We start from the raw sequence: 24666 nt of genomic DNA, 5'->3' as shown, positions 1-24666 counted from the left end.
TGAGAATCATTATTATTTGATCCATGGCACCGCGCCGCAAACCGCAGCGCATCCCTCAGTATTGGTCGCGAGGCAATCTACCATGGCAAAAACCCTGACGTTCGGCATCATGCACCTCGGCATCGCGTTCAGCGTGACCTATGCGCTGACCGGCAGCCTGGCCGTGAGCGGTGCCGTCACCTTTATCGAACCGGCCATCAATACCGTGGCCCACTACTTCTTCGACCGGTATTGGGACAAGCGCGAACGCCGCCAGGCATCCGCGGCCGGCGGCGGCGCCGCAGCGGCCGCCACCCCCGGCTCCGGCGCCGCCCTCGTCAGCGCGTGACGCCGGCGAAAACGCTGAAGTAGTCCGGGAACGTCTTCGCGACGCAGCCCGGATCATTGATCCGCACCGGCAACGGGCCGAACGCCGCCAGCGAGAAACACATCGCCATGCGATGGTCATCATAGGTGCCAATGCCGTCGGCCGGGGTCTGCCACGGCTGCGGCGGCGTCACGCGCAGGTAGTCGGCGCCTTCCTCGACCACGGCTCCCAGCTTGCGCAGTTCCGTCGCCATCGCCGCGATGCGGTCGGTTTCCTTGACGCGCCAGCTGGCGATATTGGTCAGCGTGGTCGTGCCTTCGGCAAACAGCGCCGCCACCGCCAGCGTCATGGCGGCATCGGGGATATGGTTGCAGTCCAGTTCGATGCCGTGCAGGCGTCCGTCGTCGCGCTCGGTGCCGCGCACCTCGATCCAGTTGTCGCCCGCCATCACGTTGGCGCCCATGCGGTTGAGCGCATCGGCAAAGCGCACATCGCCCTGGATGCTGGCCATGCCGACGCCTTCGACGCGTACGGGACCACCGCCGATCGCGCCGGCGGCCAGGAAATACGAAGCCGACGATGCGTCGCCCTCGACAAAGATCTCGCCCGGCGAGCGGTAAGCCGCCCCTGCGGGCAGGATGAAGCGCTCCCAGCCCTGCCGCTCCACCTCGATGCCGAAGCGCGCCAGCAGGTTCAGCGTGATCTCGATATACGGCTTCGAGATCAGTTCGCCCACCACTTCGATCTCGATGCGGCCGCTGGCGGACTGGGCCAGCGGCAGGCTCATCAGCAGCGCGGTCAGGAACTGGCTGGAGACATCGCCGCGCACGCGGATCGGCGCGTCGATGCGCAGGCTGGCCGGCTGGATATGCAGCGGCGGGAAACCTTCGTTGCCAAGGTAGTCGATCACCGCGCCGACCTGGCGCAGGCCATCGACGAGGTCGCCGATCGGCCGCTCGTGCATGCGCGGCACGCCGGACAGCTTGTAGCTGCCGCCTTGCAATGCTAGCGCGGCGGTCAGCGGACGGATCGCGGTGCCGGCGTTGCCCATGAACAGCTCGGCCGACTTGTTGGGGAAGTTGCCACCGGCGCCGGTGACGATGTAGTCCGCGCCTTCCTGCCGCCAGGCCACGCCCAGCGTGCGCAGCGCCTGCAGCATCACGCGCGTGTCGTCTGAATCGAGCAGGTCGCGCACGCGGGTCTCGCCGTTGGCCAGCGCGGCCAGCAGCAGCACACGGTTGGAGATGCTCTTCGAGCCCGGCAGCCGCACGGTGCCGTGGGCGCGGGTCAGGGGGCCTAGCGTCAGTTGTTCCATGGATGTCGTGGGCGCCGGGGCGCCGCGGTCAGGCGATTGGCCAGGGCCATCAGGGTTCGATATGGTTGTTGCCCGCGGCGCGCTCGGCGCCCCAGGCCAGGCGGGTCTTGCTGGCGCGCGTGAAGATGCGCTCGAGCGCGTCGCCGTCGCCCTTCTCGATCAGCGTCTTCAGGTGCGCCAGCACCGACTGGTAAGTATTCAGCTCGCGCAGCAGCGCGTCGCGGTTGGCGACGCAGATGTCGCGCCACATCTCCGGCGACGAGGCGGCGATGCGCGTGAAGTCGCGGAAGCCGCCGCCGGCAAAGTCCAGCTTCAGCGCCGCATCTTCGGCGTTGGCCACCTGCGCCACCAGCGCGTACGACAGCACGTGCGGCAGATGGCTGACTGCTGCGAACACCGCGTCGTGCTGCACCGCCGACATCACGCGGCAATGCGCTCCGGCGCTTTCCCACATGGCGCGCACGGCGGCAACATCGGCGCGCGCGTTTTCCTGCAGCGGACACAGCACGGTCTTCTTGCCGTCGTACAGGTCTGGCAACGCGGCCTCGACGCCGTTGAGCTCGCGCCCGGCGATCGGGTGGGCCGGCACGAACTGCGCGGCCTTGTCGCCCAGCGCGGTCTTGGCGGCGATGATCACGTCGGACTTGGTGCTGCCGGCATCGGTGACGATGGTGCCCGGCTGCAGGTGCGGCTCGAGCGCATGCAGCAACGCAAAATTCTGCGCCACCGGCGCGCACAGCACGATCACGCTCGCACCGCGCGCGGCATCGGCCAGCGTCGCGGCCTCGTCGATCACGCCGAGGTCCAGCGCCTTCTGCAGCGACGCGGCCGAGCGCCCGACCCCCACCACCGTGCCCACCACGCCGGCGCGCTTGAGCGCCAGCGCGAGCGAGCCGCCGATCAGGCCGACGCCGACAATGACAACACGGGAAAAATGCAATGCACTCACAATCACAGGCCGCAAGCGGCGGTAGTTCGGTCCAGACCGAGTTCAATCAATGCGCGGCACGAGCACCGGCGTTTGCAGCGGCCGGCCTCAGGCCAGCGCCTGCTCCAGCGCCGCGATAAACGCCGCGTTCTCTTCCGGCAAGCCGATGGTCACGCGCAGCCAGCGCGGCAGGTTGTAGTTGCCCACCGGCCGCACGATCACGCCCTGTTTCAGCAACGCCAGGTTGACGCGCGCGCCGGCGCCGTCATCGTCGCCCACGCGCACCAGCACGAAGTTTCCGGACGACGGCACGTATTCCAGGCCGAGCCGCTCGAACGCCTCGGTCAGCTGCCGCTTGCCGCTGCGGTTCAGCTGCGCGCTGCGGCGCAGGAAATCAGCATCGGCCAGCGCAGCGATGGCCGCGGCCTGCGCCACGCTGTTGACGTTGAACGGCTGGCGGATGCGGTTCAGCAGATCGGTCAGTTCCGGCTGCGCCACCGCATAGCCGATACGCAGGCCCGCCAGGCCATAGGCCTTGGAGAACGTGCGCGACACCATCAGGTTGGGGTAGCGGCGCACCCAGGCAATCGCGTCGTATTGCTGGTCGGCATCGAGGTACTCGTTGTAGGCCTCGTCCAGCACCACCACGACATGACGCGGCACGCGCTGCAGGAAGGCTTCGATCTGCGCGGCCGGCAGAAAAGTGCCGGTCGGGTTGTTGGGGTTGGCGATGAAGACCAGGCGCGTATCGGGGGCAATCGCAGCGGCCATCGCGTCGAGGTCGTGGCCGTAGTCGCGCGCGGGCACCTCGATGGCGCGGGCGCCGATCTCCTGCGTGGCCAGCGCGTACACCGCGAACGAGTACTCGGCGTAGACGATCGACTGGCCCGGCTCCACCAGCGCATGCGCGGCCAGTTCCAGGATGTCGTTGCTGCCGTTGCCCAGCGTCAGCCAGTCGGCGGGCACGCCGAAGCGCGCCGACAGCGCGCCCTTCAGCGCAAAGCCGTTGGCATCGGGATAGCGCCCCAGTTCGGCCACGGCCTCGGCCACCGCGAGGCGAGCCGATTCCGGCATGCCCAGCGGATTCTCGTTGGAGGCGAGCTTGACGATGCCGGCCTCGTCCAGGCCGAACTCGCGCGCGACTTCGGCAATCGGCTTGCCGGCCACGTATGGCGAAATCGCCCGCACATAATCCGGCCCGAAACCCGTTGCGCCGCCCTGCTTGCCCTGCTCTGCCATTGCGTCTCCTTGTGCGTTCCGGCTGCCTTACTTGCTCGACGGATACGAGCCCAGCACCTTCAGGTAGGCCGCGTTGCGGCGCAGCTCTTCGATCGCGCGCGCCACCGCCGGCTCATGCTGGTGCCCTTCGACGTCGACGTAGAAGTAGTACTCCCACGCGCCGCTGCGCGCCGGGCGCGACTCGAAGCGGCACATCGACACGCCGTTCGCGGCCAGTGGCGCCAGCAGCTGGTACACCGCGCCGGCCTTGTTCGGCACAGACAGGATCAGCGAGGTCTGGTCGCTGCCCGAGGGCTCGGTCTCATAGCGGCCGATCACGGCAAAGCGCGTGCGGTTGTGCGGATCGTCCTGGATATGCGTGCGCACCAGGTGCAGGTGGTAGCGGTTGGCGGCGGACTCGCCGGCGATCGCGGCCACGGTCGGGTCTTCGCTGGCCATGCGCGCCGCTTCGGCATTGCTCGACACCGCCTGGCGCTCGAGGTGCGGATAGTTGGCGGTCAGCCAGTGCTGGCACTGCGCCAGCGCCTGCGCATGCGCGCGCACCACCGTGACGCCATTCATGTCGGGCGTCGACGCCATCAGGTTGTGGTGCACCTTGAGCGCGATCTCGCCGCTGATCTTCAGCGAGGTCTGCAGGAACAGGTCGAGCGTGCGCGACACCGCGCCTTCGGTGGAATTCTCGACCGGCACCACACCGTATTCGACCGTGCCCGCCTCGACCGCGCGGAACACCTCGTCGATGCTCGGGCAAGGCACGCCCGACACCTCGTGGCCGAAATGCGCGTACAGCGCCTGCTCCGAGAACGTGCCGGCCGGTCCCAGGAATGCCACCTCCAAAGGCTTCTCCAGCCCGCGGCAGGCGGACATCACCTCGCGCCAGATTGCCGCCACGCTTTCGCCCAGCAGCGGGCCCGGGTTGGCCCCTTGCACCTTGCGGATGACTTGCAGCTCGCGCTCCGGACGGAACACCGGCGCGCCGTACTTCTTCTTGACCTCGCCCACCTCGAGCGCGAGCTTGGCGCGGCGGTTCAGCATCGCCAGCAACTCGCGGTCCACGGTATCGATCTGATCGCGCAGCGGCCCCAGCTCGACCGAAAGCTGGCGCTCGGCATCACTCAGGGGGCTGTCGCCGTTCTGCGGCGCATTGGGCGGCGTCTCCTCGCGCGCGGGGGTGCGGTCTTGGCTTGTCATGTTGTATCAATCCGATGGGCCGCCGGGCGCGGCGGCCGGAAAACTGCCCGCGCGGGCCGGCATGCCGTGCCTGGCATGCGCGGACCCCCCAGCGGGAATGCGCGTCAGGCGGAGGTCCGCTCGAACTCGCGCATGAATTCGATCAGCGCCATCACGCCTTCCAGCGGCATGGCGTTGTAGATGCTGGCGCGCATGCCGCCCACGGTCTTGTGCCCCTTCAGCTGCACCAGGCCATTGGCCCGGGCCTGCTGCAGGAAGGCCTCGTTGCGCGATTCGTCGCCCAGGAAGAACGGTACGTTCATGCGCGAGCGGCAGCTGGGATGGATTTCGTTGCGATAGAAATCGCTCTGGTCGAGGTAGTCGTACAGCGCCGACGCCTTGGCGATATTGCGCTGTTCGATCGCCGGCACGCCGCCCTGGCGCTTGAGCCACTGGAACACCAGGCCGGCGATATAGATCGCGTAGGTCGGCGGGGTGTTGTACATCGAGTTGTGCTCGGCCACCAGGCGCCAGTTGAATGCCGACGGGCACAGCGGATGGGCATGGCCGATCAGGTCTTCGCGCACGATCACGATGGTGACGCCGGCCGGACCGATGTTCTTCTGCGCGCCGCCGTAGACCACCTGCACGCGCGACCAGTCGACCGGGCGCGACAGGATGTGGCTGGAAGCATCCGCCACCACGACGCGGTCGCCCTTGACCTGGCCGATATCGGGGATGTCCTGGAATTCCACGCCGACGATGGTCTCGTTGGTGCACAGGTGCACGTAGCCCGCGTCGTCCGACAGCTTCCAGTCGGCCACGTCCGGAATGCGGTGGTATTTCTGCGCCTCGCTGCTGGCGGCGATATTGACCGCACCGTAACGGCGGGCTTCCTGCTCGGTCTTGACCGACCAGGTGCCGGTGACGACGAAGTCGGCCTTGGGTGCGTCGGCATGACGCAGGCGCATCAGGTTCAGCGGCACGATGCCGTTTTCTCCGATGGCGCCGCCCTGCAGGAACAGCACGCGGTAGTTGGCGGGAATATGCAGCAGTTCGCGCAGGTCGGCGATGGCCTGGCCATGGATGCCTTCGAACTCGCGGCTGCGGTGGCTCATCTCCATCACCGAGACCCCGGTCCCGCGCCAGGACAGCATCTCCTCGGCAGCCTGCTGCAGCACTTCGGCGGGCAGCGCCGCGGGGCCGGGCGAGAAGTTATAGACGCGTTCGGCCAATGCACGCTGCATCATGCCGGCAAGAGCGGGATTCTGGGGATCGTTCATGAGACGGGGGATGGAAAAATGGCTGCCGGTGTTACCCAAGCAGCCATTATCCCTCAAACCCGCGCCCCGTTGGGCGCCCCGGGTCAGCCCCGGGTTGCCGCGCCCGCCCGAACGCCATCGGAGGGGCGGCGGGCGGCGCCGTTGCGGCTCACGCCGGCATCACTTCGAAGCGGCGGTGATTTCCTTCTCGGCGGCGTCGCGCATCGACTTGCCAACCTGCGGGCCGTACTTCTGCATCATCGAGCCCCAGATTTCCTGCGTTGCCTTGCCCTGGTTGGCCATGAATTTCTGGCCGGTCGGCGACTTCAGGAAGGTGGTCAGGTCCTTCAGTTCCTGCGTGGTGTAGTACTTGCCGAAGGCATCGTAGTGCGCCTGGATGGCATCCTTGCGGAAGCCGTCGGTAGTGAACGCCGTGCCGGCGCCGTCCACGACGCGCTGGACCGCGCCGTTCTTCTTCAGCTTTTCAACCGCGGCCTGCTTCTGCTTGTCGCTCAGGGTCTTGTTTTCGACCAGCACCTGCTCGAGGACCAGCGGCGCTTCCTGCTTGGCGCCTTGCTGCCAGTTCTCTGCCTGGCCCTTCACAGCCTGGTCTGCCTGCATGACGGAAAGCAGTTCCTTGATGGCTGCCGTCTTTTCCGCGTCCTGTGCGTGGGCATGCTGCGCCATCATGAAGGTCGGGACAAAAGCAGCCAGAACAGCGATACGTCGATAGGTTTTGAGCATTGTGACTCCCTGGTAAATACGTCCGTTTTAGTCCGGACAGCCGCGAGGCGAGTTCCGGCTGGCGTCCTATTGTTGCAACAATTTACGTTTTGTCTTATGGATTCGCGTCGGCACCCGCACCTGCGGCACCTTCAGTGCCCTCGGCGCCTTCCGCGCCCTCGGCCTCGTCCGGTTCCTCGCCATTGCCACCGTTGTCGGCATCGCTTTCGACGATGCGCTGCAGCCCGGACAGCTTGGTGCCCTCGTCCACGTTGATCAGCGTCACACCCTGGGTCGCGCGACCCATCTCGCGGATTTCCGCCACACGGGTGCGGATCAGCACGCCGCCGGTGGTGATCAGCATGATCTCGTCCTCGGGCGAAACCAGTGCAGCAGCCACCACACGGCCGTTGCGCTCGCTCGTCTGGATCGCAATCATGCCCTTGGTGCCACGGCCATGTCGAGTGTACTCGGCGATGGGGGTACGCTTGCCGTAGCCGTTCTCGGTCGCGGTCAGCACGCTGCCGCGCACGCTCGCATCGGCCGCCTCTTCAGCGGTCTCGGCCGGCGCCACCAGCATCGCGATCACGGCCTGGCCGTCTTCCAGGTTCATGCCGCGTACGCCGCGCGCCTGGCGGCCCATCGGACGCACATCGTTCTCGTCGAAACGCACGGCCTTGCCGGCGTCCGAGAACAGCATCACGTCGTGCTGGCCGTCGGTCACCGCCGCACCGATCAGGTAGTCGCCTTCGTCCAGGTCGACCGCGATGATGCCGGCCTTGCGTGGGTTGGAGAACTCGGTCAGCGCAGTCTTCTTGACCGTGCCGCGCGCGGTCGCCATGAAGATGAAGTGCTCGGCGTCGAACTGCCGCACCGGCAGGATGACGTTGATCTTCTCGCCTTCCGACAACGGGAACATGTTGACGATCGGCCGCCCGCGCGAGTTGCGCGAGCCCTGCGGCACCTCGTAGACCTTCAGCCAGTAGAGCCGGCCGCGGTTGGAGAAGCACAGGATGTAGTCGTGGGTATTGGCCACGAACAGGGTATCGATCCAGTCGTCTTCCTTGGTCGCCGTTGCCAGCTTGCCTCGCCCGCCGCGCTTCTGCGCACGGTACTCGGAGATCGGCTGGCTCTTCATATAGCCGCTGTGCGACAGCGTGACCACCATGTCCTGCGGGGTGATCAGGTCCTCGGTATCGAGCTCGGTCGCGTTCAGTTCGATCTGCGAACGGCGCTCATCGCCGAATTCGGCGCGGATCGCTGTCAGTTCGTCGATGATGATGGTAGTAATACGCTCCGGACGCGCCAGGATATCGAGCAGGTCGGCGATTTCCGCCATGATGTCGCGATATTCCTGGACGATCTTGTCTTGTTCGAGCCCGGTGAGGCGTTGCAGGCGCATCTGCAGGATTTCCTGCGCCTGGCCGTCCGACAGCCTGTACAAGCCGTCGGCCTGCATGCCGAACACCGCCGGCAGTCCGTCCGGCCGGTAAGACGCCCGCCCGCCCGGGGTTTCGCCCTCGGCGCGGGCCAGCATGTCGCGCACCAGCGCGGAATCCCACGCCTTGCTCATCAGTTCCTGCTTGGCGATCGGCGGCGTGGGGGCGGCCTTGATGATGGCGATGAACTCGTCGATGTTGGCCAGTGCCACTGCCAGGCCTTCCAGCACATGCCCGCGCTCGCGTGCCTTGCGCAGCTCGAACACCGTGCGGCGCGTGACGACCTCGCGGCGGTGCGCGAGGAAGTACTCCAGCATCTGGCGCAGGTTCAGCAGGCGCGGCTGGCGGTCGACCAGCGCCACCATGTTCATGCCGAAGGTGTCCTGCAGCTGGGTGTTCTTATATAGGTTGTTGAGGACGACCTCGGGCACTTCGTTGCGCTTGAGCTCGATCACCACCCGCATGCCGGACTTGTCCGACTCGTCGCGGATATCCGAGATGCCTTCGACCTTCTTCTCGGTGACCAGCTCGGCGATGCGCTCCAGCAGGGTGCGCTTGTTGACTTGGTACGGCAGCTCGTCGACGATGATCGCTTGGCGCTGGCCGCGGTCGATATCCTCGAAGTGCGTCTTGGCGCGCATCACCACGCGGCCCCGGCCGGTGCGGTAGCCTTCGCGGACGCCCTGAATGCCATAGATAATGCCGGCGGTCGGAAAATCCGGAGCCGGAATCAATTCAATCAGCTCATCCACGGTCGCCTGCGGGTTGCGCAGCAGGTGCAGGCAGCCGTCGACGATTTCATTCAGGTTATGCGGTGGGATATTGGTGGCCATGCCCACCGCAATACCCGACGAACCGTTGATTAGCAGATTGGGAATACGGGCCGGGAGAATCGAAGGCTCTTTTTCAGAGCCGTCGTAGTTGCTGTCGAAATCGACCGTTTCCTTGTCGATGTCGTGCAGCATCTCGTGGGCGATTTTCGACAGGCGGATTTCGGTATAACGCATGGCCGCGGCGTTATCCCCGTCCACGGAACCGAAATTCCCCTGGCCGTCGACCAGCATGTAGCGCAGCGAGAAGTCCTGCGCCATGCGCACGATGGTGTCGTAGACTGCGGTATCGCCGTGCGGGTGGTACTTACCGATCACATCCCCGACGATACGGGCCGACTTCTTGTAGGCGCGGTTCCAGTCGTTGTTGAGCTCGTGCATCGCATACAGCACGCGCCGGTGCACCGGTTTCAGGCCATCCCGAACATCGGGAAGCGCGCGCCCAACGATTACGCTCATGGCGTAATCCAGGTAGGAGCGGCGCATTTCCTCTTCTAGGGAGACCGGAAGGGTTTCTTTTGCGAATGGATCCATTGCGGCGTGGTTTATGCGGCAGGTTTAAGCAAATGACAGGCCTTTGGCACGCGGCGCCGGTGGGCGCCTGACGGCTGGGCAACGTGCCATTCTAACATGCCAGCACCCCCTGCCCGGCGCTCTCCGGACAGGCCCCGCGGGAGCCCGCGAGGGCCGCTGCTGAAACCCGGAATCCCTGATGCCACAAGGCTTTGCGGGCGATACAAGACCCATGTTGCACAAACACCACAGGCCCAAAACCCATGCGGCGAATCGAATATATTTACTTCTTAGGAAACGACCCTTGTGGCACAATTCCCCAGCGAAGAGCCAGACATTGTTCGAAGTGGAGCATCCGCCACATCGAGAATGTTATACTCCGAAGAATGTATGACTTGTTTTCGTCCATTTGCTCGCAGTAACCCTGCGGTGATCTCATCCTGAGAGGAGAAATATGAAAAAATTTGCCAAGCTCGCGCTCGTTGCAGCTACCGCAGTAATGGCTGCATCCGCTCAAGCTCAGTCCGTCCCTTATGAAAAGAAGGCAGTGAACGACAACTGGGGCAACGGTACGAGCGAGTACGTGTGGAAGAATGGCACGAACGAGCTCTGCTGGCGCGACAGCTCCTGGACCCCGGCCACGGCCAACGCGCTGTGCGACGGCGCCCTGGCCCCGGCCGTTGCGGCACCGGCCCCGGCTCCGGTGGCCCCGCCGGTTGTCTCGAGCGAGAAGGTCACTTTCGCTGCTGACACCCTGTTCGACTTCGACAAGGCTGTGCTGAAGCCCGAAGGCAAGGCCAAGCTGGACGACCTGGTCTCGAAGCTGCAAGGCATCACCCTGGAAGTCATCATCGCCGTTGGCCACACCGACTCGTTCGGCTCGGACAAGTACAACGATCGCCTGTCGATCCGCCGCGCTGAATCGGTCAAGGCTTACCTGGTGAGCAAGGGCGTTGAAGCCAACCGCGTCTACACCGAAGGCAAGGGCAAGCGCCAGCTGAAGGTTGATCCGAAGTCGTGCAAGGGCAACCGCAAGGCGCAGATCGCCTGCCAGCAGCCGAACCGCCGCGTGGAAGTCGAAGTGGTCGGCACCCGCAGCGCACGTTAATCGGAACCCTTCCGATCCAAGAAGCCCAGCGCAAGCTGGGCTTTTTTTTTGGTACAGTTGCCCGGACTGTCCCCTTCCTCCACCCGCCGCGGCCAGCGCCGCCGGACCCGCATACGATGACGTTGCAATCGCACACCCTCCCCGCAGCCGACGCCGCCCGCCAGCACCCGCCGCGCCGGAATGCCGACCCCAAGGAAATCGACAAATTCAGCGAACTGGCCCACCGCTGGTGGGATCCGCAGAGCGAGTTCAAGCCGCTGCATGAGCTGAATCCGTTGCGCTTGGGCTGGATCGATGGCATTGCCGGACTGGCGGGCAAGCGGGTGGTCGACGTGGGCTGCGGCGGCGGCATCCTGTCCGAGAGCATGGCGCGCCTGGGCGCCACCGTGCGCGGCATCGATCTCTCCAGCAAGGCGCTGAAGGTGGCCGATCTGCATAGCCTCGAGTCCGGCGTTGCCGTGACCTACGAGGAGATCGCCGCCGAAGCGCTGGCGGCGCGCGAGCCGGCCAGCGTGGATGTGGTCACTTGCATGGAAATGCTGGAACACGTGCCGGATCCGGCTTCGATCGTGCACGCGTGCGCGACGCTGGTCCGTCCCGGCGGCCATGTGTTCTTCTCGACCATCAACCGCAACCTGAAGGCGTACCTGCTGGCCATCGTCGGCGCCGAATACGTGCTCAACATGCTGCCGCGCGGCACCCACGACTACGAAAAGTTCATCACCCCTTCCGAACTGGCCCGCTTCGCGCGCCAGGCCGGCCTGGACCTGGTCGAGATGCGCGGCATGACCTACAACCCGCTGTCGCAGGTCTATGCGCTGGGCCGGGACACCGACGTCAACTACCTGATGGCGTTCCGCCGGGTGGCGGCATGAGCGCGGCGATCGCAGGGGTCTTTTTCGATCTCGACGGCACCCTCGCCGACACCGCGCCGGACCTGGCTGCGGCGGCAAACCGGCTGGTGGTCGAACGCGGCCGCCCGCCCGTGGCCTATGACAAGCTGCGGCCCGTGGCCTCGCATGGCGCCCGCGGACTGCTCGGCGCCGCATTCGGCCTGCGCCCGGAGGATGCCGAATTTCCGGCCCTGCGCGATATCTTCCTGGATTACTACGAGGCCGACATCGCGGTGCACACGCGCCTGTTCGACGGCATGCCGCAGGTGCTGGCCGCACTCGAGGCGGCGGGCATCCCGTGGGGGATCGTCACCAACAAGATCGCGCGCTTCACGGTGCCGCTGGTCGCCGCGATTGGCCTGACGCCCCGCGCCAGCGCCGTCGTCAGCGGCGACACCACGCCGCATGCCAAGCCCCACCCGGCGCCGCTGCTGCATGCCGCCGCGAGTGCCGGCGTCGACCCGAGCCGGTGTGTCTATGTCGGCGACGACCTGCGCGACATCCAGGCCGGCAAGGCCGCCGGCATGATCACCGTGACCGCGGCTTATGGCTACTGCGGCGACGGCGACCCGCCCGAGGCCTGGGGCGCGGACCACCTGATCCGCCACCCGGCGGAACTGATCCCGCTGCTGGTGCCCGCCGCGATCGCCTGAAAGTGCGCTGGCAGTATCCAGGGACCCGGCCTGGAACTCCCCAAGACAGCTTGCGTCCAACCGGGTACAATCCAGCTTCCTCACTGGGGCCGACCTGGTTTCGACGTGGGTTACAAAGCAGTGGAGGGCATACCGAGGACCCGTCACCTCGTTAATCAATGGGAATGCAATAACTGCTAACGACGAACGTTACGCACTGGCAGCCTAAGGGCCGCCGTCCTCGCACTGGCTCGCTGACGGGCTAGGGTCGCAAGACCACGCGAGGTCATTTACGTCAGATAAGCTCCGGAAGGGTCACGAAGCCGGGGACGAAAACCTAGTGACTCGCCGTCGTAGAGCGTGTTCGTCCGCGATGCGCCGGTTAAATCAAATGACAGAACTAAGTATGTAGAACTCTCTGTGGAGGGCTTGCGGACGCGGGTTCGATTCCCGCCGGCTCCACCAGTATTCAGTCCGATGCAGTACCAGCAGGACCAGAAACCCGCGACAGCCGAGGCTGCGCGGGTTTTTCTTTGTCCGGCCGCGCCACCGGCATGCGCCGGAAAAAAACACATCCCCACTTTTGGGGATGCCGGGCGCGCCATGCAGGCCCATGATGCGATGCGGGCGATCCGCGACTCGCCCGCTGCCACTTCGAGCCCTCGTCCACCCGGCCGAGGGCTTTTTCTTTTGGCGAGGCACCATCGTCACGCGCGAAATCGCCTGCAATGTCCTCGCCCCCCCTACCGTGAGCCTGCCCGCGATCAGCGCGCTATCGCAGCAGTGACGTGCCGGAGGCATGGTTCATCGCTACATCCCGGAATCGAAGGACTACAATAGCCCGCTGCAGTCCTTCAAGGCTTTCGCGATGTCCGACCATCCCCGCTTCACCATCAACCGCTCCATGATCGCCCTGGTTCCGGAGCAGCCGTTCCTGGAATGGATCCAGGCGGTCGATCCCCAGCCCGTGGCCGGCCTCACGCTGGAGCAGGTACGCGAAGACCAGAGCGTGTTCCTGCTGCCCGAGGAGCTGGCCGACACGCACGAGAACGCCGTACGCTGGGTCGAGAAGCGCTGGCAGGAGTTCTTCGAATTCATGCTCGGCGAATGGTTCGACGACTCGGCATGGCCCGAGGAACTGTCGCTGAAGATGTTTCGCGAATGGTTCAGCGTGCGCTATCACTCGATGGTGTTCGACATGGCACCCGACGTGCCGGTGATGCACGACGACTGGGACGACGAGGACGATTCGTCCGAGCTGCTGCACTGATCTCCCGGCCGCCCCTCAGAGGAAGCGGTCTAGTATCTTGCGGCTGTGCTTGTCCAGCGCCATCAGGTCGCGGATCAGGTAGTGGATGCCGTGCGTGTCCGAGATCAGCAGCGTGCTGCCGGCCAGGCGCCGGATCGCTTCTTCGCCGCGCAGCACCAGGTCGGTCTGGCCGCGGTCGGTCTTGACCGTCCACACGCTCGGCGTGGCGTAGGTCGACACACTGACGATGCGCTCGATTTCCGGCATGAACTCGCGCGAGGCCAGCTCCGCCTCGATCATGTCGCGCTCGGCGATCGGCAGGTCTTCCAAGCGCGGAATCCACACCACCTCATGCCCGTCGGTGCTCATCATGCCGATGCCGCCCCGCGGCGCGGAGATGGGGAAGGCGCGCACCGGTACCACGCCTTCATGGACGGTGCCGTCCTCGGCGATCAGCACCAGGCGGCCGAACGGGTTGCGGTCCAGCGTGAACACAGGGGTCGGCGCGGCGGCGGCGATGTCATTGGGCATGGGCAGTCTCCGGGATCTGGATGGCCTCTTCGGTGTCGTCGTCTTCGGTATCGACATTGCGCGCCTGCGCCTGGTACAGCTTGTAGTACGCGCCTTCGCGCAGCAGCAGTTCGTCATGGCTGCCCACTTCGACGATCTGCCCGCGGTCCATCACCACCAGCCGGTCCGCCTTGCGCAGCGTCGACAGGCGGTGCGCGATGGCAATGGTGGTGCGGCCCTGCACCAGGTTGTCCAGCGCCTTCTGGATTTCCTTCTCGGTGGCGGTGTCGACCGACGAGGTGGCCTCGTCCATGATCAGGATGCGGGGGTTGATCAGCAGCGCGCGCGCGATCGAGATGCGCTGGCGCTCGCCACCCGACAGCGCCTGGCCGCGCTCACCCACCAGCGAGTCATAGCCGTGCGGCAGCCGCAGGATGAACTCGTGCGCATGCGCGGCGCGCGCCGCGGCAATGATCTCCTCGCGTGTGGCGTCGGGCTTGCCGTAGGCGATGTTGTCGGCAATCGTGCCGAAGAACAGGAACGGCTCCTGCAGCACCAGGCCGATATGGCGGCGGTACTCCGAAACCGGCAGCGAGCGGATATCGACCCCGTCGACCCGGATCGCGCCCTCCGACACATCGTAGAAGCGGCAGATCAGGTTGACCAGCGTACTCTTGCCCGAGCCGCTGTGGCCGACCAGCCCGATCATCTCGCCCGGCGCGATCGACAGGTTCAGCCCCCGGATCACCGCGCGGTTGCCGTAGCGGAAGCCCAGGTCGCTCATGTCGATGGCGCCCTCGACCCGGTCCAGCCGGGCCGGCCGCGCCGGCTCCGGCACGCTCGACACATGGTCGAGGATGTCGAAGATGCGCTTGGCGCCGGCGGCGGCCTTCTGCGTCACCGAGACGATGCGGCTCATCGAATCCAGGCGCGTATAGAAGCGGCTGATATAGGTCAGGAATGCCACCAGCACGCCCACGGTAATGGCGCTGTGCGACACCTGCCAGATGCCAAACACCCACACGATCAGCAGCCCGATCTCGGTCAGCAGCGTCACCGTCGGCGTGAACAGCGACCACACCGCGTTGACGCGGTCGTTGATCGCCAGGTTGTGCTTGTTGGCTTCGCGGAAGCGCGTGACTTCGCGCTTCTCCTGGGCAAACGCCTTGACCACACGGATGCCGGGGATGGTGTCGGCCAGCACGTTGGTGATTTCCGACCAGATCCGGTCGATCTTCTCGAAGCCGTGGCGCAGGCGGTCGCGCACCAGGTGGATCATCCACGCGATAAACGGCAACGGCACCAGCGTCACCAGCGCGAGCCACGGGTTGATCGAGACCAGGATCACCGCCGTCATCACGATCATCAGCACGTCGGTGGCGAAGTCCAGCAGGTGCAGTGACAGGAACACGCAGATGCGGTCGCTTTCCGAGCCGATGCGCGCCATCAGGTCGCCGGTGCGCTTGCCGCCAAAATACTCCAGCGACAGCTTTAGCAAATGTTCATACGTTGTGGTGCGAAGATCGGCGCCGATGCGCTCCGATACCCGCGCCAGCAGGTAGGTGCGCGCCCATCCCAGCGACCATGCCACCAGCGCCGCCCCGAGCAACCCCGCCAGGTACAGGCGCACCAGCCCATAGTCGATCGGCACGCCGTTCTGGAACGGGATCAGCACCCGGTCCATCAGCGGCATGGTCAGGTACGGCGGCACCAGCGTGGCGGCGGTCGACAGCAGCGTCAGGAGGAAGCCGCCCAGCAGTTGCCAGCGGTACGGGCGGGCAAAGCGCCATAGCCGCAGCAGCGCCCACGTCGACGGCGGCGTCTCCAGTTCGCGGCTGCATTGCGGGCACTGTTCCTCGTCCGGCGGCAGCGGTGCCTTGCAGGTCGGGCACAACACCTCGCCGGCTACGGGGACCGGACGCGAGGCCGCCGCGTCGCGCTGGGCCTCGAACTGGTCGGCCAGGCGCAAAGCGGCGGGATTGTAACCAAGCGTATATCGCCAGGTAGCGAGCCGGCCGGCCGGGCCGGTCAGTTCCAGCGTGCCCACCCCCGCATGGTCGGTATGCGACAGGCGCAGCGCCGGGGCGATGTTCCATTCCCGCACATTTTTTTCGCCGGGGGCATGGGCAACGATGCGCTGGTCGGTCACAACCAGCCACCCTTGGGTAAAATGCAGCCTCGCGTCGAGGTCCAGTGCCAGTCCGGCCAGGACAGTCTCGCCGGGTCGGAGCCACGATCCGGCTTCAGCTCGCCAGGGTTCGTCGGCGGCGGTGGCGGTAGGGACAGGCAGGGAGGACTGGGTCATGGATGGCGCGGCGTGCGTCCAGGGATTGCGGACATAACTTGAAACAATTTAGGCCGGGCACGCGCTGGCGGCCCGCTAATTCGCCCGCAGTATACATAACGACGAACGCGCGGGTAGCCCTGATGCATTGCACAATCACTTTTACACCAAGAAAGTCAACCCGCTTCGTGCTGTAACGTTACTGAAAGGTTAGGCTTCCATTTCTCGGGCGTTCCGCCCACTGCCTCAAGCTAATTCAATGAAAAAGAAGGACATTGAGATTTTCGATGTCATGTCGCTGCGCGGCCCGAATATGTGGACATATCGGCCCGTTTTGGAGGCATGGGTCGATATCGGGGAACTGGAGGACTTTCCCTCCAACACCATTCCGGGGTTCTACGAGCGCCTGTCGGCCTGGCTGCCGTCGCTGATCGAGCATCGCTGCAGCATCGGCGAGCGCGGCGGCTTCCTGCAGCGGCTGAAGGAAGGCACCTGGCCGGGGCATATCCTGGAACACGTGACGCTTGAGCTGCAAAACCTGGCGGGGATGCCGGGCGGCTTCGGCAAGGCGCGTGAAACGCCGGTGCGCGGCGTGTACAAGGTGATCGTGCGCGCCTGGCACGAGGAAGTCACCCGCGCCGCCCTGTTCGCCGCGCGCGACCTGGTCATGGCCGCGATCGAGGATCGCCCGTACGACGTCCCTGCTACGGTGGACCACCTGCGCCGCCTGGTCGACAAGCATTGCCTGGGCCCCAGCACCGCCTGCATCGTCGATGCTGCGGACGACCGCGACATCCCCGCGATCCGCCTGTCGGACGGCAACCTGGTGCAGCTGGGCTACGGCGCGCGCCAGCGCCGCATCTGGACCGCCGAGACCGACCGCACCAGCGCCATCGCCGAAAGCATCTCGCGCGACAAGGACCTGACCAAGAGCCTGCTCGAATCCTGCGGCGTGCCGGTGCCGGAAGGCCGGCTGGTCGAATCGCCGGAGGACGCCTGGGATGCCGCCGAGGACATCGGCGTGCCGGTAGTGGTGAAGCCTTATGACGGCAACCATGGCCGCGGCGTGTTCACCAACCTGATGACCCGCGAGGAAGTGGAAACTGCCTATGGCGTGGCCATCGACGAGGGCAGCGGCGTCATCGTCGAGCGCTTCATCCCGGGCAACGAGCACCGCCTGCTGGTGGTGGGCGGCCGCCTGGTGGCAGCGGCCATGGGCGAGACCGCCAGCGTGGTCGGCGACGGCAAGTCCACCATCGACGAGCTGATCGAGCTGCAGATCAATTCCGATCCGCGCCGCGGCAGCACCGAGGACCACCCGCTCAACCGCGTGCGCCTCGACTCCGCCGCGCGGCTGGAGCTGAAGCGCCAGGGCATGGACGGCAGTTCGGTGCCGCCGGAAGGCCGCACCGTGCTGATCCAGCGCAATGGCAACGTTGCCTTCGACGTCACCGACCGGGTGCACCCCAGCGTGGCCGCGCATGCCGCGCTGGCCGCGCGCGTGGTGGGGCTGGATATTGCCGGCGTGGACCTGGTGGCCGAGGACATCTCGCGCCCGCTGCACGAACAACGCGGTGCCATCGTCGAAGTGAACGCCGGCCCCGGCCTGCTGATGCATATCAAGCCGGCCGAGGGCACGCCGCGCCCGGTGGGACGCGCCATCGTCAACCACTTGTTCCCGGAGTCGGAAGACGACCAGGGCCGCATCCCGGTGGTGGGCGTGACCGGCACCAACGGCAAGACCGTGGTGGCACGGCTGGTAGCGCGCCTGCTGCAGCTGTCGGGCAAGCATACCGGGCTGGCCTGCAGCGACGGCCTGTTCCTGGACCGCCGCCAGGTCGAAAGCGGCGACCGCGCCAACTGGGAAGCCGGCCACCGCATCCTGATGAACCGCGCGGTCGAGGCCGCCGTGTTCGAGAACGACAGCGGCAGCATCCTGTCCGAGGGCCTGGCCTATGACCGCTGCCAGGTCGGCGTGGTCACCAACTTCGACCAGCCCGACCATCTCGGCGACTATTACGTCGAAGACGAAGACCGCATGTACAACGTGCTGCGCACGCAGGTCGACGTGGTGCTGCAGAACGGGGCCGCCGTGCTCAACGCGCGCGACGAGCGCCTGGTCGAGATGGCCGAACTGTGCGACGGCGACGTGATCTTCTTCGGCCTGACCCCGGAGCTGCCGGCGATCATGTCGCACCGCGCCGCGGGCAAGCGCGCGGTGTACGTGCGCGAAGGCAAGATCGTGCTGGCCACCGGCAACAGCGAGACCGCGCTGGTCGACGTGGCGGCGGTGCCACTGACCTACGCCGGCCGCGTCGCGTTCCAGATCGAGAACGTGCTGGCCGCGGTCGCCGCCGGCTGGGCGCTGGGCATCTCCAATGACCTGATCCGCGCCGGCGTGGTGACCTTCGATGTCGGCCAGGTAGACGTGCCGGGCCGCTTCACGCTGTTCGAGCGTAACGGCGCCACGGTGGTGGTCGACGACGCCCACAACGCCCCCGCGCTCGAAGCGCTGGCGACCGCGCTGGACCGCTTCCCGGCCGAGCGCCGCATGGTGGTCTACGGCGCCGGCGTGCAGCGCCGCGACGACGACCTGGTGCGCCAGGGCAAGGCCCTGGGCCAGCATTTCGACCGCGTGTTCCTGTGCGAGGACCGCAGCGTCAAGCGCGCCCTGCCCGACGCCGAGGCGCGCGCGCTGCTCAAGCAGGGCCTGTACGAAGGCCGGCGCGTGACCAAGATCATCGACGAAGGCACGCGCGCCAGCGCCATCGAAGCCGCCCTCAGCCAGCTCGTGCCGGGCGACCTGCTGGTGCTGCAGTGCGACGAGGCCGCCACCGGCGCCACCGTCGACCTGGTGCACCACTGGATGGGCCAGCCTGCCCGCCGCGCCTGACGCCCCCAGCTAACCGCGCATAGAAGACACGGAAACCGTTCTATGGAAGTCTCCCGTATCCGGGCCCTGCGGGGCCCGAACCTGTGGTGCCGCCACACCGCCATCGAGGCGATCGTGGCCTGCCAGGACACCGCCAACATGCTGTCGGCCCTGACCGGCTTCGAAGACCGGCTGCGCGCCCGCTTCCCCGAGATCGGGCCGCTGCGCCCGGACGAGGAATCGGTCGAGCTGTCGCTGGCCCACGTGCTGGAAGTGACCGCGCTGCGCCTGCAGGCCGCCGCCGGCTGCCCGGTGACGTTCAGCCGCACCGCGCAGACGGTCGAGCCCGGCATCTACCAGGTGATCGTGCAATACAGCGAGGAGGAAGTCGGCCGGCTCGCCTTCGAACTGGCCGAGGCGCTGTGCCAGGCCGCGCGCCACGACACCCCGTTCGACCTCGCCGACGCGCTGCACCGCCTGCGCGAGCTGGACGAGGACGTGCGCCTCGGGCCGAGCACCGGCTCGATCGTCTACGCCGCGGTCGCGCGCGGCATCCCGTACCGGCGCCTGACCCAGGGCTCGATGGTTCAGTTCGGCTGGGGCAGCAAGCAGCGCCGCATCCAGGCGGCCGAGACCGACCGCACCAGCGCCGTGGCCGAGTCGATCGCGCAGGACAAGGAACTGACCAAGAGCCTGCTGCACGCCGCCGGCGTGCCGGTGCCGCTGGGCCGCTCGGTGCGCAGCGCCGAGCAAGCCTGGGCCGCGGCGCAGGAGATCGACGCACCGGTGGTGGTCAAGCCGCGCGACGGCAACCAGGGCAAGGGCGTCGCGGTGCGCATCCGCACCCGCGAGGAAGTGATGACCGCCTACGAGGTCGCCTCGGACATCAGTTCGGACGTGATCGTCGAGCGCTATATCCCGGGCCATGATTTCCGCCTGCTGGTGGTCGGCAAGCAGCTGGTGGCGGCCGCGCGCCGCGATCCGCCGCAGGTGATCGGCGACGGCGTGCATACCGTGCGCCAGCTGGTCGAGGAAGTGAACCGCGACCCGCGCCGCGGCGAAGGCCATGCCACCTCGCTGACCAAGATCCGCTTCGACGATATCGCGCTGGCGACGCTGGCCAAGCAGAACCTGACCGCGGATTCCGTACCGGCCGCCGGCACCCGCGTGGTCCTGCGCAACAACGCCAACCTGTCCACCGGCGGCAGCGCCACCGACGTCACCGACGACGTCCATCCCGACATCGCCGCGCGCGCGGTGGCGGCGGCGCAGATGGTGGGCCTGGACATCGCCGGCGTCGACGCGGTCTGCGAGACCATGCTCAAGCCGTTCGAGGAACAGGCCGGCGGCATCGTCGAGGTCAACGCCGCGCCGGGCCTGCGCATGCACCTGCAGCCGTCGTACGGCAAGGGCCGCGCGGTCGGCGAAGCGATCGTCTCGACCATGTTTGCCGACGGCGACGACGGCCGCATTCCGGTAGTGGCGGTGTCGGGCACCAACGGCAAGACCACGACGGTGCGGCTGATCACCCATATCATGGCCAGCAGCGGCCTGCGCATGGGCATGACCGGTACCGACGGCGTCTATATCCAGGGCGAGCGCATCGACACCGGCGACTGCAGCGGCCCGCGCAGCGCGCGCAACGTGCTGCTGCACCCCGACGTGGACGCCGCCGTGTTCGAAACCGCGCGCGGCGGCCTGCTGCGCGAAGGCCTGGCTTTCGACCGCTGCGACGTGGCGGTGGTGACCAACGTCGGCGAAGGCGACCACCTGGGCCTGTCCTACATCAACTCGGTGGAAGACCTGGCGGTGCTCAAGAGCGTGATCGTGCAGAACGTGGCGCCGCACGGCATGGCCGTGCTCAACGCGGCCGACCCGATGGTGGTGCGCATGGCCGACGCCTGCCCCGGCAGCGTCACCTTCTTCGCGCACGATCCCGACCAGCCGGCCATGGCCACGCACCGCGCGCAGGGCAAGCGCGTGGTGTTCGTCGACGGCGCCGACATCGTCGCCGCGGAAGGCGATGCCGAAGTGCGCATCGCGCTGGCGGAGATCCCGCTGACGCGCAACGGCACCATCGGCTTCCAGGTCGAGAATGCGATGTCGTCGATCGCCGCCGCGTGGGCGCTGGGCATCGACTGGTCGGTGATCCGCCGCGGGCTTGCCACCTTCGTCAACGATGCGCAGACCGCGCCCGGACGCTTCAATGTGTTCGACTACCGCGGCGCCACGCTGATTGCCGACTACGGCCACAACCCGGATGCCATCCTGGCGCTGTGCAACGCGATCGAATCCATCCCGGCCAAGCGGCGGGTGGTGGTGATCAGCGGCGCGGGCGACCGCCGCGACGACGACATCCGCCGCCAGACCCAGATCCTGGGCGGCGCGTTCGATGAGGTGGTGCTGTACCAGGACCAGTGCCAGCGCGGCCGCGCCGACGGCGAGGTGCTGGCGCTGCTGCGCGAAGGCCTGCAGGGCGCGCAACGCGCCAGCCAGGTCGAGGAAATCCGCGGCGAGTTCCTGGCCATCGACACCGCGCTGTCGCACCTGCAGCCGGGCGACCTGTGCCTGATCCTGGTGGACCAGGTGGAAGAGGCGCTGGGGCATATCGCCGGGCGCATCGCGCAGGGCTGAACGGTCCGCTGATGCACAAAGGCCAGCTCCTTGGAGCTGGCCTTTTTCTTTGGTGCGGGGCTCAGTGCCGCCCTGGCAGCGCCAACCTGCGCTCCAGCCTGTGCTGCAGCCCCGACAACCCCGTGCTCAACACCCAGTAGATCGCCGCGACCGCCAGATACAGCGGCAACGGCTGGTAGGTGGCGGCGATCACCTCCTGCGCGGTGCGCAGCAGCTCGGTGACGGTGATGACCGATACCAGCGAGGTATCCTTGATCAGGCTGATCAGGCTGTTCGACAGGCTCGGCACCGCCAGCCGCAGCGCCTGCGGGCCCACCACGTAGCGCAGCGCCTGCGCCGGCGTCAGGCCCAGGCTGTACGCGGCCAGCCACTGCCCGCGCGCCACGCCCAGGATGGCGCCGCGCATGCTCTCCGACAAGTAGGCGCCGACGTTCAGGCTCAGCGTCAGCACACCGGCGGGCGTCGGCTCCAGCGCGATGCCGATGCCGGGCAGCCCGTAGTAGACCACGAAGATCTGCACCAGCAGCGGCGTGCCGCGCATGATGCTGACGTAGCTTCGCGCCACCGCCTTGAGCGCACGGCTATGGCTGATGCCCATCAGCGCCACCACCGTGCCCAGCATCAGCCCGAACACCATCGACCACAACGCGAACTTGATGGTCAGCAGCGTGCCCTGCAGCAGCACGGGCAGGGAGTCGATGACGAGCTGGAGAGCGGGCATGGCGTGGCGGCGCGAAAAGGATCAGCAATAAAGGACAAAAAGCAAAGCGGCGCGGCAGCCATGCAGGCCGCCGCGCCGCGACATGATAACGCCCTGTCGGCCGGCTTACTTGACCGGCTTGCCGGCTGGCTTGGTCACATCGGTGCCGAACCACTTCACCGACAGCTTGCCGAGCGTGCCGTCTTTGCCCAGTTCCTCCAGGGCGTGGTTGATCGCCTGCGCGAACTTGGGGTTGTCCTTGCGGAACGGGATCGCCACCTGCGTGGTGGCACCGGCCACGATCGCGCCCGGCCGCAGCGGCAGGTTGGCGGTCTTGACCAGATACGCGACCATCAGCCGGTCGTTCAGCGCGGCGTCGACGCGCTGTGCCGCCAGGTCGCGCAGGTACTCGGGTGCGCCGGGATAGGTCTTGACCTCGATGCCGGCCACGGACTTGGCCAGGTCGTTGTAGTTGCTGCCCAGGCTGACGCCGAGCTTGTGGCCCTTCAGGTCTTCCAGCGACTTGAACTGGCGCTTGTCATCCTTGCGCTGGATCAGCTGCGCATCCGAGTAGACGTAGGGCGTGGAGAAATCCAGCACCTGCTGGCGCTGCGGCGTGACGTTGACCTGGTTGACGATGATGTCGAACTTGCCCGCCTGCAGGCCGGCGATGATGCCGCTCCATTCGGTGGTGACGAACTCCGGCTTGACGCCGAGCTTGGCCGCCACCGCCCGCGCCACGTCGACGTCGAAGCCTTCCAGCTCGTTCTTTGCGCCACGGAAGCCGAACGGAGGATAGGTGCCCTCCAGCCCGATCTTCAGCACGCCCGCCTGCTTGACGGTGTCGAGCAGGTCGGCGGCATGGGCCGCGGTGGCCGCCAGGCCGGCGCCGGCCACCAGGGAAGCGGCCAACAGGGATTTGAACCAGCCAGTACGAAGCGATCGCATATGTTCTCCAGTCGATGCGGATAAGCAGTGTGGGGCAGCGCCGGCCGGCCTCTTTTGGAGGGCCGCCGGCTGTTGTGCTGCTATGAGCCTATATCGGGCTCAACACTACCGCAAACACTATCGAATGCTAAATATCGATTCATCATGGCTAAATAACCGCGAGGCCCGGTTGCGCCCCCGCGGCCGCCCTGCCTTACTGATAGGCCTTGTCGTTGGGCGCCGCGAACAGTGCCTTCATGTCGGCCGACAGCGGGTAGTTCATGTTGATGCCGCGCGGCGGGATCGGCGTCATGAACCACTTGTTGTACAGCTTCTCGGCACGGCCGCTGGTCTGCAGGTCGGCGATCACGCCGTCGGCCAGCTTCTTGAACGAGGGATCGTCCTTGCGGAACATGCAGGCGTAGTTCTCGGTCTGCAGCGGCGCGCCCACCACCACCCACTCGGCGGCGTTCTTGGCCTTGGTGCGCTCGCCATACAGCAGCGGCTCGTCCATCACGAACGCCGCGGCACGGCCGGTTTCCAGGATCAGGAAGGACTGGCCGTGGTCCTTGGTGCTGATCAGGTTCATGTTCATGGCCTTCTCGCCGTTCATCTTCACCAGCAGGCGCTCGCCGGTGGTGCCTGCCGTGGTGACCACGTTGCGATCCTTCAGGTCGGCAAACTCCTTCACGCCCGAATCCTTCTTGGTCAGCATCTTGATGCCGTAGACGAACAGGCTGTTGGAGAACGCGACCTGCTTCTGGCGCTCGAGGTTGTTGGTGGTGCTGCCGCATTCGATGTCGATGGTGCCGTTCTGCACCAGCGGGATCCGGTTCTGCGAGGTGATCGGCGTCAGGCGCACCTGCAGGTTGGGCATCTTCAGCTCGCTTTTCACCTTGTCGACGATCTGCAGCAGGATCTCATGCGAGTAGCCCATGACTTCCTTGCCGTCGGTGTACGAGAACGGGATCGACGATTCGCGATAGCCGAGCGAGATCACGCCGCTGTCCTTGATCTTCTTGAGCGTGTCGCCGTCGGCGGCATGGGCGGCGCCGACGGCCAGCAGCAGCGTGGCTGCCGCAAGTGCGCGGCGGGTGACGGATCGGTGGGGGTGCAGCGTTTGCATGTGGC

19 protein-coding genes and 1 other RNA gene are annotated in these 24666 nt (G+C 66.5%); 8 read left to right on the top strand and 12 right to left on the bottom strand.

Features of this window, described 5'->3' with window-relative positions:
* Nucleotides 1-82 precede the first annotated feature (82 nt).
* Nucleotides 83-328, top strand: a complete 246-nt coding sequence (locus tag FHX60_RS17055; protein ID WP_112773549.1) for a DUF2061 domain-containing protein — start codon at nt 83-85, stop codon at nt 326-328.
* Here FHX60_RS17055 and aroA read toward each other — a convergent pair.
* From aroA to gyrA, 7 genes are all read right to left on the bottom strand, one after another.
* Nucleotides 318-1622, bottom strand: coding sequence for a 3-phosphoshikimate 1-carboxyvinyltransferase (gene aroA / locus FHX60_RS17050; RefSeq protein WP_183283993.1), 1305 nt, complete (start codon nt 1620-1622; stop codon nt 318-320). The two genes, FHX60_RS17055 and aroA, sit on opposite strands and share 11 nt — an antisense overlap.
* 49 nt (nt 1623-1671) lie before the next feature.
* Nucleotides 1672-2571, bottom strand: coding sequence for a prephenate dehydrogenase (locus FHX60_RS17045; protein WP_183283992.1), 900 nt, complete (start codon nt 2569-2571; stop codon nt 1672-1674).
* A gap of 87 nt (nt 2572-2658) precedes the next feature.
* The gene (hisC, locus tag FHX60_RS17040; protein WP_112773550.1) at nt 2659-3789 is read right to left on the bottom strand and encodes a histidinol-phosphate transaminase; all 1131 of its coding nucleotides are present in this window, start codon (nt 3787-3789) and stop codon (nt 2659-2661) included.
* 27 nt (nt 3790-3816) lie between these two features.
* A complete protein-coding gene (gene pheA, locus FHX60_RS17035; RefSeq protein WP_112773551.1) occupies nt 3817-4980 on the bottom strand; it encodes a prephenate dehydratase in 1164 nt (387 codons plus the stop codon).
* A 104-nt stretch (nt 4981-5084) separates the two neighbouring features.
* A complete protein-coding gene (gene serC / locus FHX60_RS17030) occupies nt 5085-6242 on the bottom strand; it encodes a 3-phosphoserine/phosphohydroxythreonine transaminase (protein WP_092308169.1) in 1158 nt (385 codons plus the stop codon).
* A gap of 159 nt (nt 6243-6401) precedes the next feature.
* The gene (locus tag FHX60_RS17025; protein WP_092308167.1) at nt 6402-6965 is read right to left on the bottom strand and encodes a DUF2059 domain-containing protein; all 564 of its coding nucleotides are present in this window, start codon (nt 6963-6965) and stop codon (nt 6402-6404) included.
* A gap of 94 nt (nt 6966-7059) precedes the next feature.
* Entirely contained in the window at nt 7060-9747 is a 2688-nt protein-coding gene (gyrA, locus tag FHX60_RS17020; protein WP_112773552.1) for a DNA gyrase subunit A, read from the bottom strand.
* 433 nt (nt 9748-10180) lie between these two features.
* Here gyrA and ompA point away from each other — a divergent pair, with 433 nt between their 5' ends.
* From ompA to FHX60_RS16995, 5 genes are all read left to right on the top strand, one after another.
* Nucleotides 10181-10834, top strand: a complete 654-nt coding sequence (ompA, locus tag FHX60_RS17015; protein ID WP_062797334.1) for an outer membrane protein OmpA — start codon at nt 10181-10183, stop codon at nt 10832-10834.
* Between the two features lie 116 nt (nt 10835-10950).
* Nucleotides 10951-11709, top strand: a complete 759-nt coding sequence (ubiG, locus tag FHX60_RS17010) for a bifunctional 2-polyprenyl-6-hydroxyphenol methylase/3-demethylubiquinol 3-O-methyltransferase UbiG (RefSeq protein WP_112773553.1) — start codon at nt 10951-10953, stop codon at nt 11707-11709.
* On the top strand, nt 11706-12380 hold the full coding sequence (gph, locus tag FHX60_RS17005) for a phosphoglycolate phosphatase (protein ID WP_183283991.1): 675 nt from the start codon (nt 11706-11708) through the stop codon (nt 12378-12380). Before ubiG ends, gph begins: the two co-directional genes overlap by 4 nt.
* A gap of 85 nt (nt 12381-12465) precedes the next feature.
* Nucleotides 12466-12824: a transfer-messenger RNA gene (ssrA, locus tag FHX60_RS17000) on the top strand.
* Between the two features lie 403 nt (nt 12825-13227).
* Entirely contained in the window at nt 13228-13629 is a 402-nt protein-coding gene (locus tag FHX60_RS16995; protein WP_183284053.1) for a hypothetical protein, read from the top strand.
* A 15-nt stretch (nt 13630-13644) separates the two neighbouring features.
* Here FHX60_RS16995 and FHX60_RS16990 read toward each other — a convergent pair whose 3' ends face one another.
* Nucleotides 13645-14139 carry a cyanophycin metabolism-associated DUF1854 family protein gene (locus FHX60_RS16990; protein WP_183283990.1) on the bottom strand — a complete coding sequence of 165 codons (495 nt, stop codon included), beginning with the start codon at nt 14137-14139 and terminating at the stop codon, nt 13645-13647.
* Nucleotides 14129-16423 (bottom strand): cyanophycin metabolism-associated ABC transporter, encoded by a 2295-nt coding sequence (locus tag FHX60_RS16985; protein WP_112773555.1) that lies wholly within the window; start codon nt 16421-16423, stop codon nt 14129-14131. Before FHX60_RS16985 ends, FHX60_RS16990 begins: the two co-directional genes overlap by 11 nt.
* 238 nt (nt 16424-16661) lie before the next feature.
* On the opposite strand from FHX60_RS16985, the gene cphA (FHX60_RS16980) reads away from it, so the two are divergent.
* The gene (cphA, locus tag FHX60_RS16980; RefSeq protein ID WP_092308155.1) at nt 16662-19295 is read left to right on the top strand and encodes a cyanophycin synthetase; all 2634 of its coding nucleotides are present in this window, start codon (nt 16662-16664) and stop codon (nt 19293-19295) included.
* Nucleotides 19296-19337: 42 nt separating this feature from the next.
* Complete coding sequence (gene cphA / locus FHX60_RS16975) at nt 19338-21908, top strand: cyanophycin synthetase (protein ID WP_112773557.1); 2571 nt, start codon at nt 19338-19340, stop codon at nt 21906-21908.
* 61 nt (nt 21909-21969) lie between these two features.
* On the opposite strand, the gene FHX60_RS16970 is transcribed toward cphA (FHX60_RS16975), so the two are convergent.
* The 3 genes from FHX60_RS16970 to FHX60_RS16960 all read right to left on the bottom strand — a co-directional run bounded on the left by FHX60_RS16970 (nt 21970) and on the right by FHX60_RS16960 (nt 24661).
* Nucleotides 21970-22629 (bottom strand): amino acid ABC transporter permease, encoded by a 660-nt coding sequence (locus FHX60_RS16970; RefSeq protein ID WP_092308151.1) that lies wholly within the window; start codon nt 22627-22629, stop codon nt 21970-21972.
* Nucleotides 22630-22734: 105 nt separating this feature from the next.
* Complete coding sequence (locus tag FHX60_RS16965; RefSeq protein WP_183283989.1) at nt 22735-23556, bottom strand: transporter substrate-binding domain-containing protein; 822 nt, start codon at nt 23554-23556, stop codon at nt 22735-22737.
* Between the two features lie 193 nt (nt 23557-23749).
* Nucleotides 23750-24661, bottom strand: coding sequence for a glutamate/aspartate ABC transporter substrate-binding protein (locus tag FHX60_RS16960; RefSeq protein ID WP_183284052.1), 912 nt, complete (start codon nt 24659-24661; stop codon nt 23750-23752).
* Between the last annotated feature and the right edge of the window lie 5 nt (nt 24662-24666).

The sequence above is a fragment of the Cupriavidus alkaliphilus genome, assembly GCF_014191175.1.
Lineage (GTDB): Bacteria > Pseudomonadota > Gammaproteobacteria > Burkholderiales > Burkholderiaceae > Cupriavidus > Cupriavidus alkaliphilus.
The sequence above is the reverse complement of the archived record's forward strand: the minus strand, read 5'-3'. Positions and strand labels throughout refer to the sequence as shown.

Excerpts from the sequence above, each read along its gene's own strand:
- FHX60_RS17055 (WP_112773549.1), top strand. The coding sequence starts at position 83 with ATGGCAAAAACCCTGACGTTCGGCATCATGCACCTCGGCATCGCGTTC.
- aroA (WP_183283993.1), bottom strand. The coding sequence starts at position 1,622 with ATGGAACAACTGACGCTAGGCCCCCTGACCCGCGCCCACGGCACCGTG.
- hisC (WP_112773550.1), bottom strand. The coding sequence starts at position 3,789 with ATGGCAGAGCAGGGCAAGCAGGGCGGCGCAACGGGTTTCGGGCCGGAT.
- pheA (WP_112773551.1), bottom strand. The coding sequence starts at position 4,980 with ATGACAAGCCAAGACCGCACCCCCGCGCGCGAGGAGACGCCGCCCAAT.
- serC (WP_092308169.1), bottom strand. The coding sequence starts at position 6,242 with ATGAACGATCCCCAGAATCCCGCTCTTGCCGGCATGATGCAGCGTGCA.
- FHX60_RS17025 (WP_092308167.1), bottom strand. The coding sequence starts at position 6,965 with ATGCTCAAAACCTATCGACGTATCGCTGTTCTGGCTGCTTTTGTCCCG.
- gyrA (WP_112773552.1), bottom strand. The coding sequence starts at position 9,747 with ATGGATCCATTCGCAAAAGAAACCCTTCCGGTCTCCCTAGAAGAGGAA.
- ompA (WP_062797334.1), top strand. The coding sequence starts at position 10,181 with ATGAAAAAATTTGCCAAGCTCGCGCTCGTTGCAGCTACCGCAGTAATG.
- ubiG (WP_112773553.1), top strand. The coding sequence starts at position 10,951 with ATGACGTTGCAATCGCACACCCTCCCCGCAGCCGACGCCGCCCGCCAG.
- gph (WP_183283991.1), top strand. The coding sequence starts at position 11,706 with ATGAGCGCGGCGATCGCAGGGGTCTTTTTCGATCTCGACGGCACCCTC.
- FHX60_RS16995 (WP_183284053.1), top strand. The coding sequence starts at position 13,228 with ATGTCCGACCATCCCCGCTTCACCATCAACCGCTCCATGATCGCCCTG.
- FHX60_RS16990 (WP_183283990.1), bottom strand. The coding sequence starts at position 14,139 with ATGCCCAATGACATCGCCGCCGCCGCGCCGACCCCTGTGTTCACGCTG.
- FHX60_RS16985 (WP_112773555.1), bottom strand. The coding sequence starts at position 16,423 with ATGACCCAGTCCTCCCTGCCTGTCCCTACCGCCACCGCCGCCGACGAA.
- cphA (WP_092308155.1), top strand. The coding sequence starts at position 16,662 with ATGAAAAAGAAGGACATTGAGATTTTCGATGTCATGTCGCTGCGCGGC.
- cphA (WP_112773557.1), top strand. The coding sequence starts at position 19,338 with ATGGAAGTCTCCCGTATCCGGGCCCTGCGGGGCCCGAACCTGTGGTGC.
- FHX60_RS16970 (WP_092308151.1), bottom strand. The coding sequence starts at position 22,629 with ATGCCCGCTCTCCAGCTCGTCATCGACTCCCTGCCCGTGCTGCTGCAG.
- FHX60_RS16965 (WP_183283989.1), bottom strand. The coding sequence starts at position 23,556 with ATGCGATCGCTTCGTACTGGCTGGTTCAAATCCCTGTTGGCCGCTTCC.
- FHX60_RS16960 (WP_183284052.1), bottom strand. The coding sequence starts at position 24,661 with ATGCAAACGCTGCACCCCCACCGATCCGTCACCCGCCGCGCACTTGCG.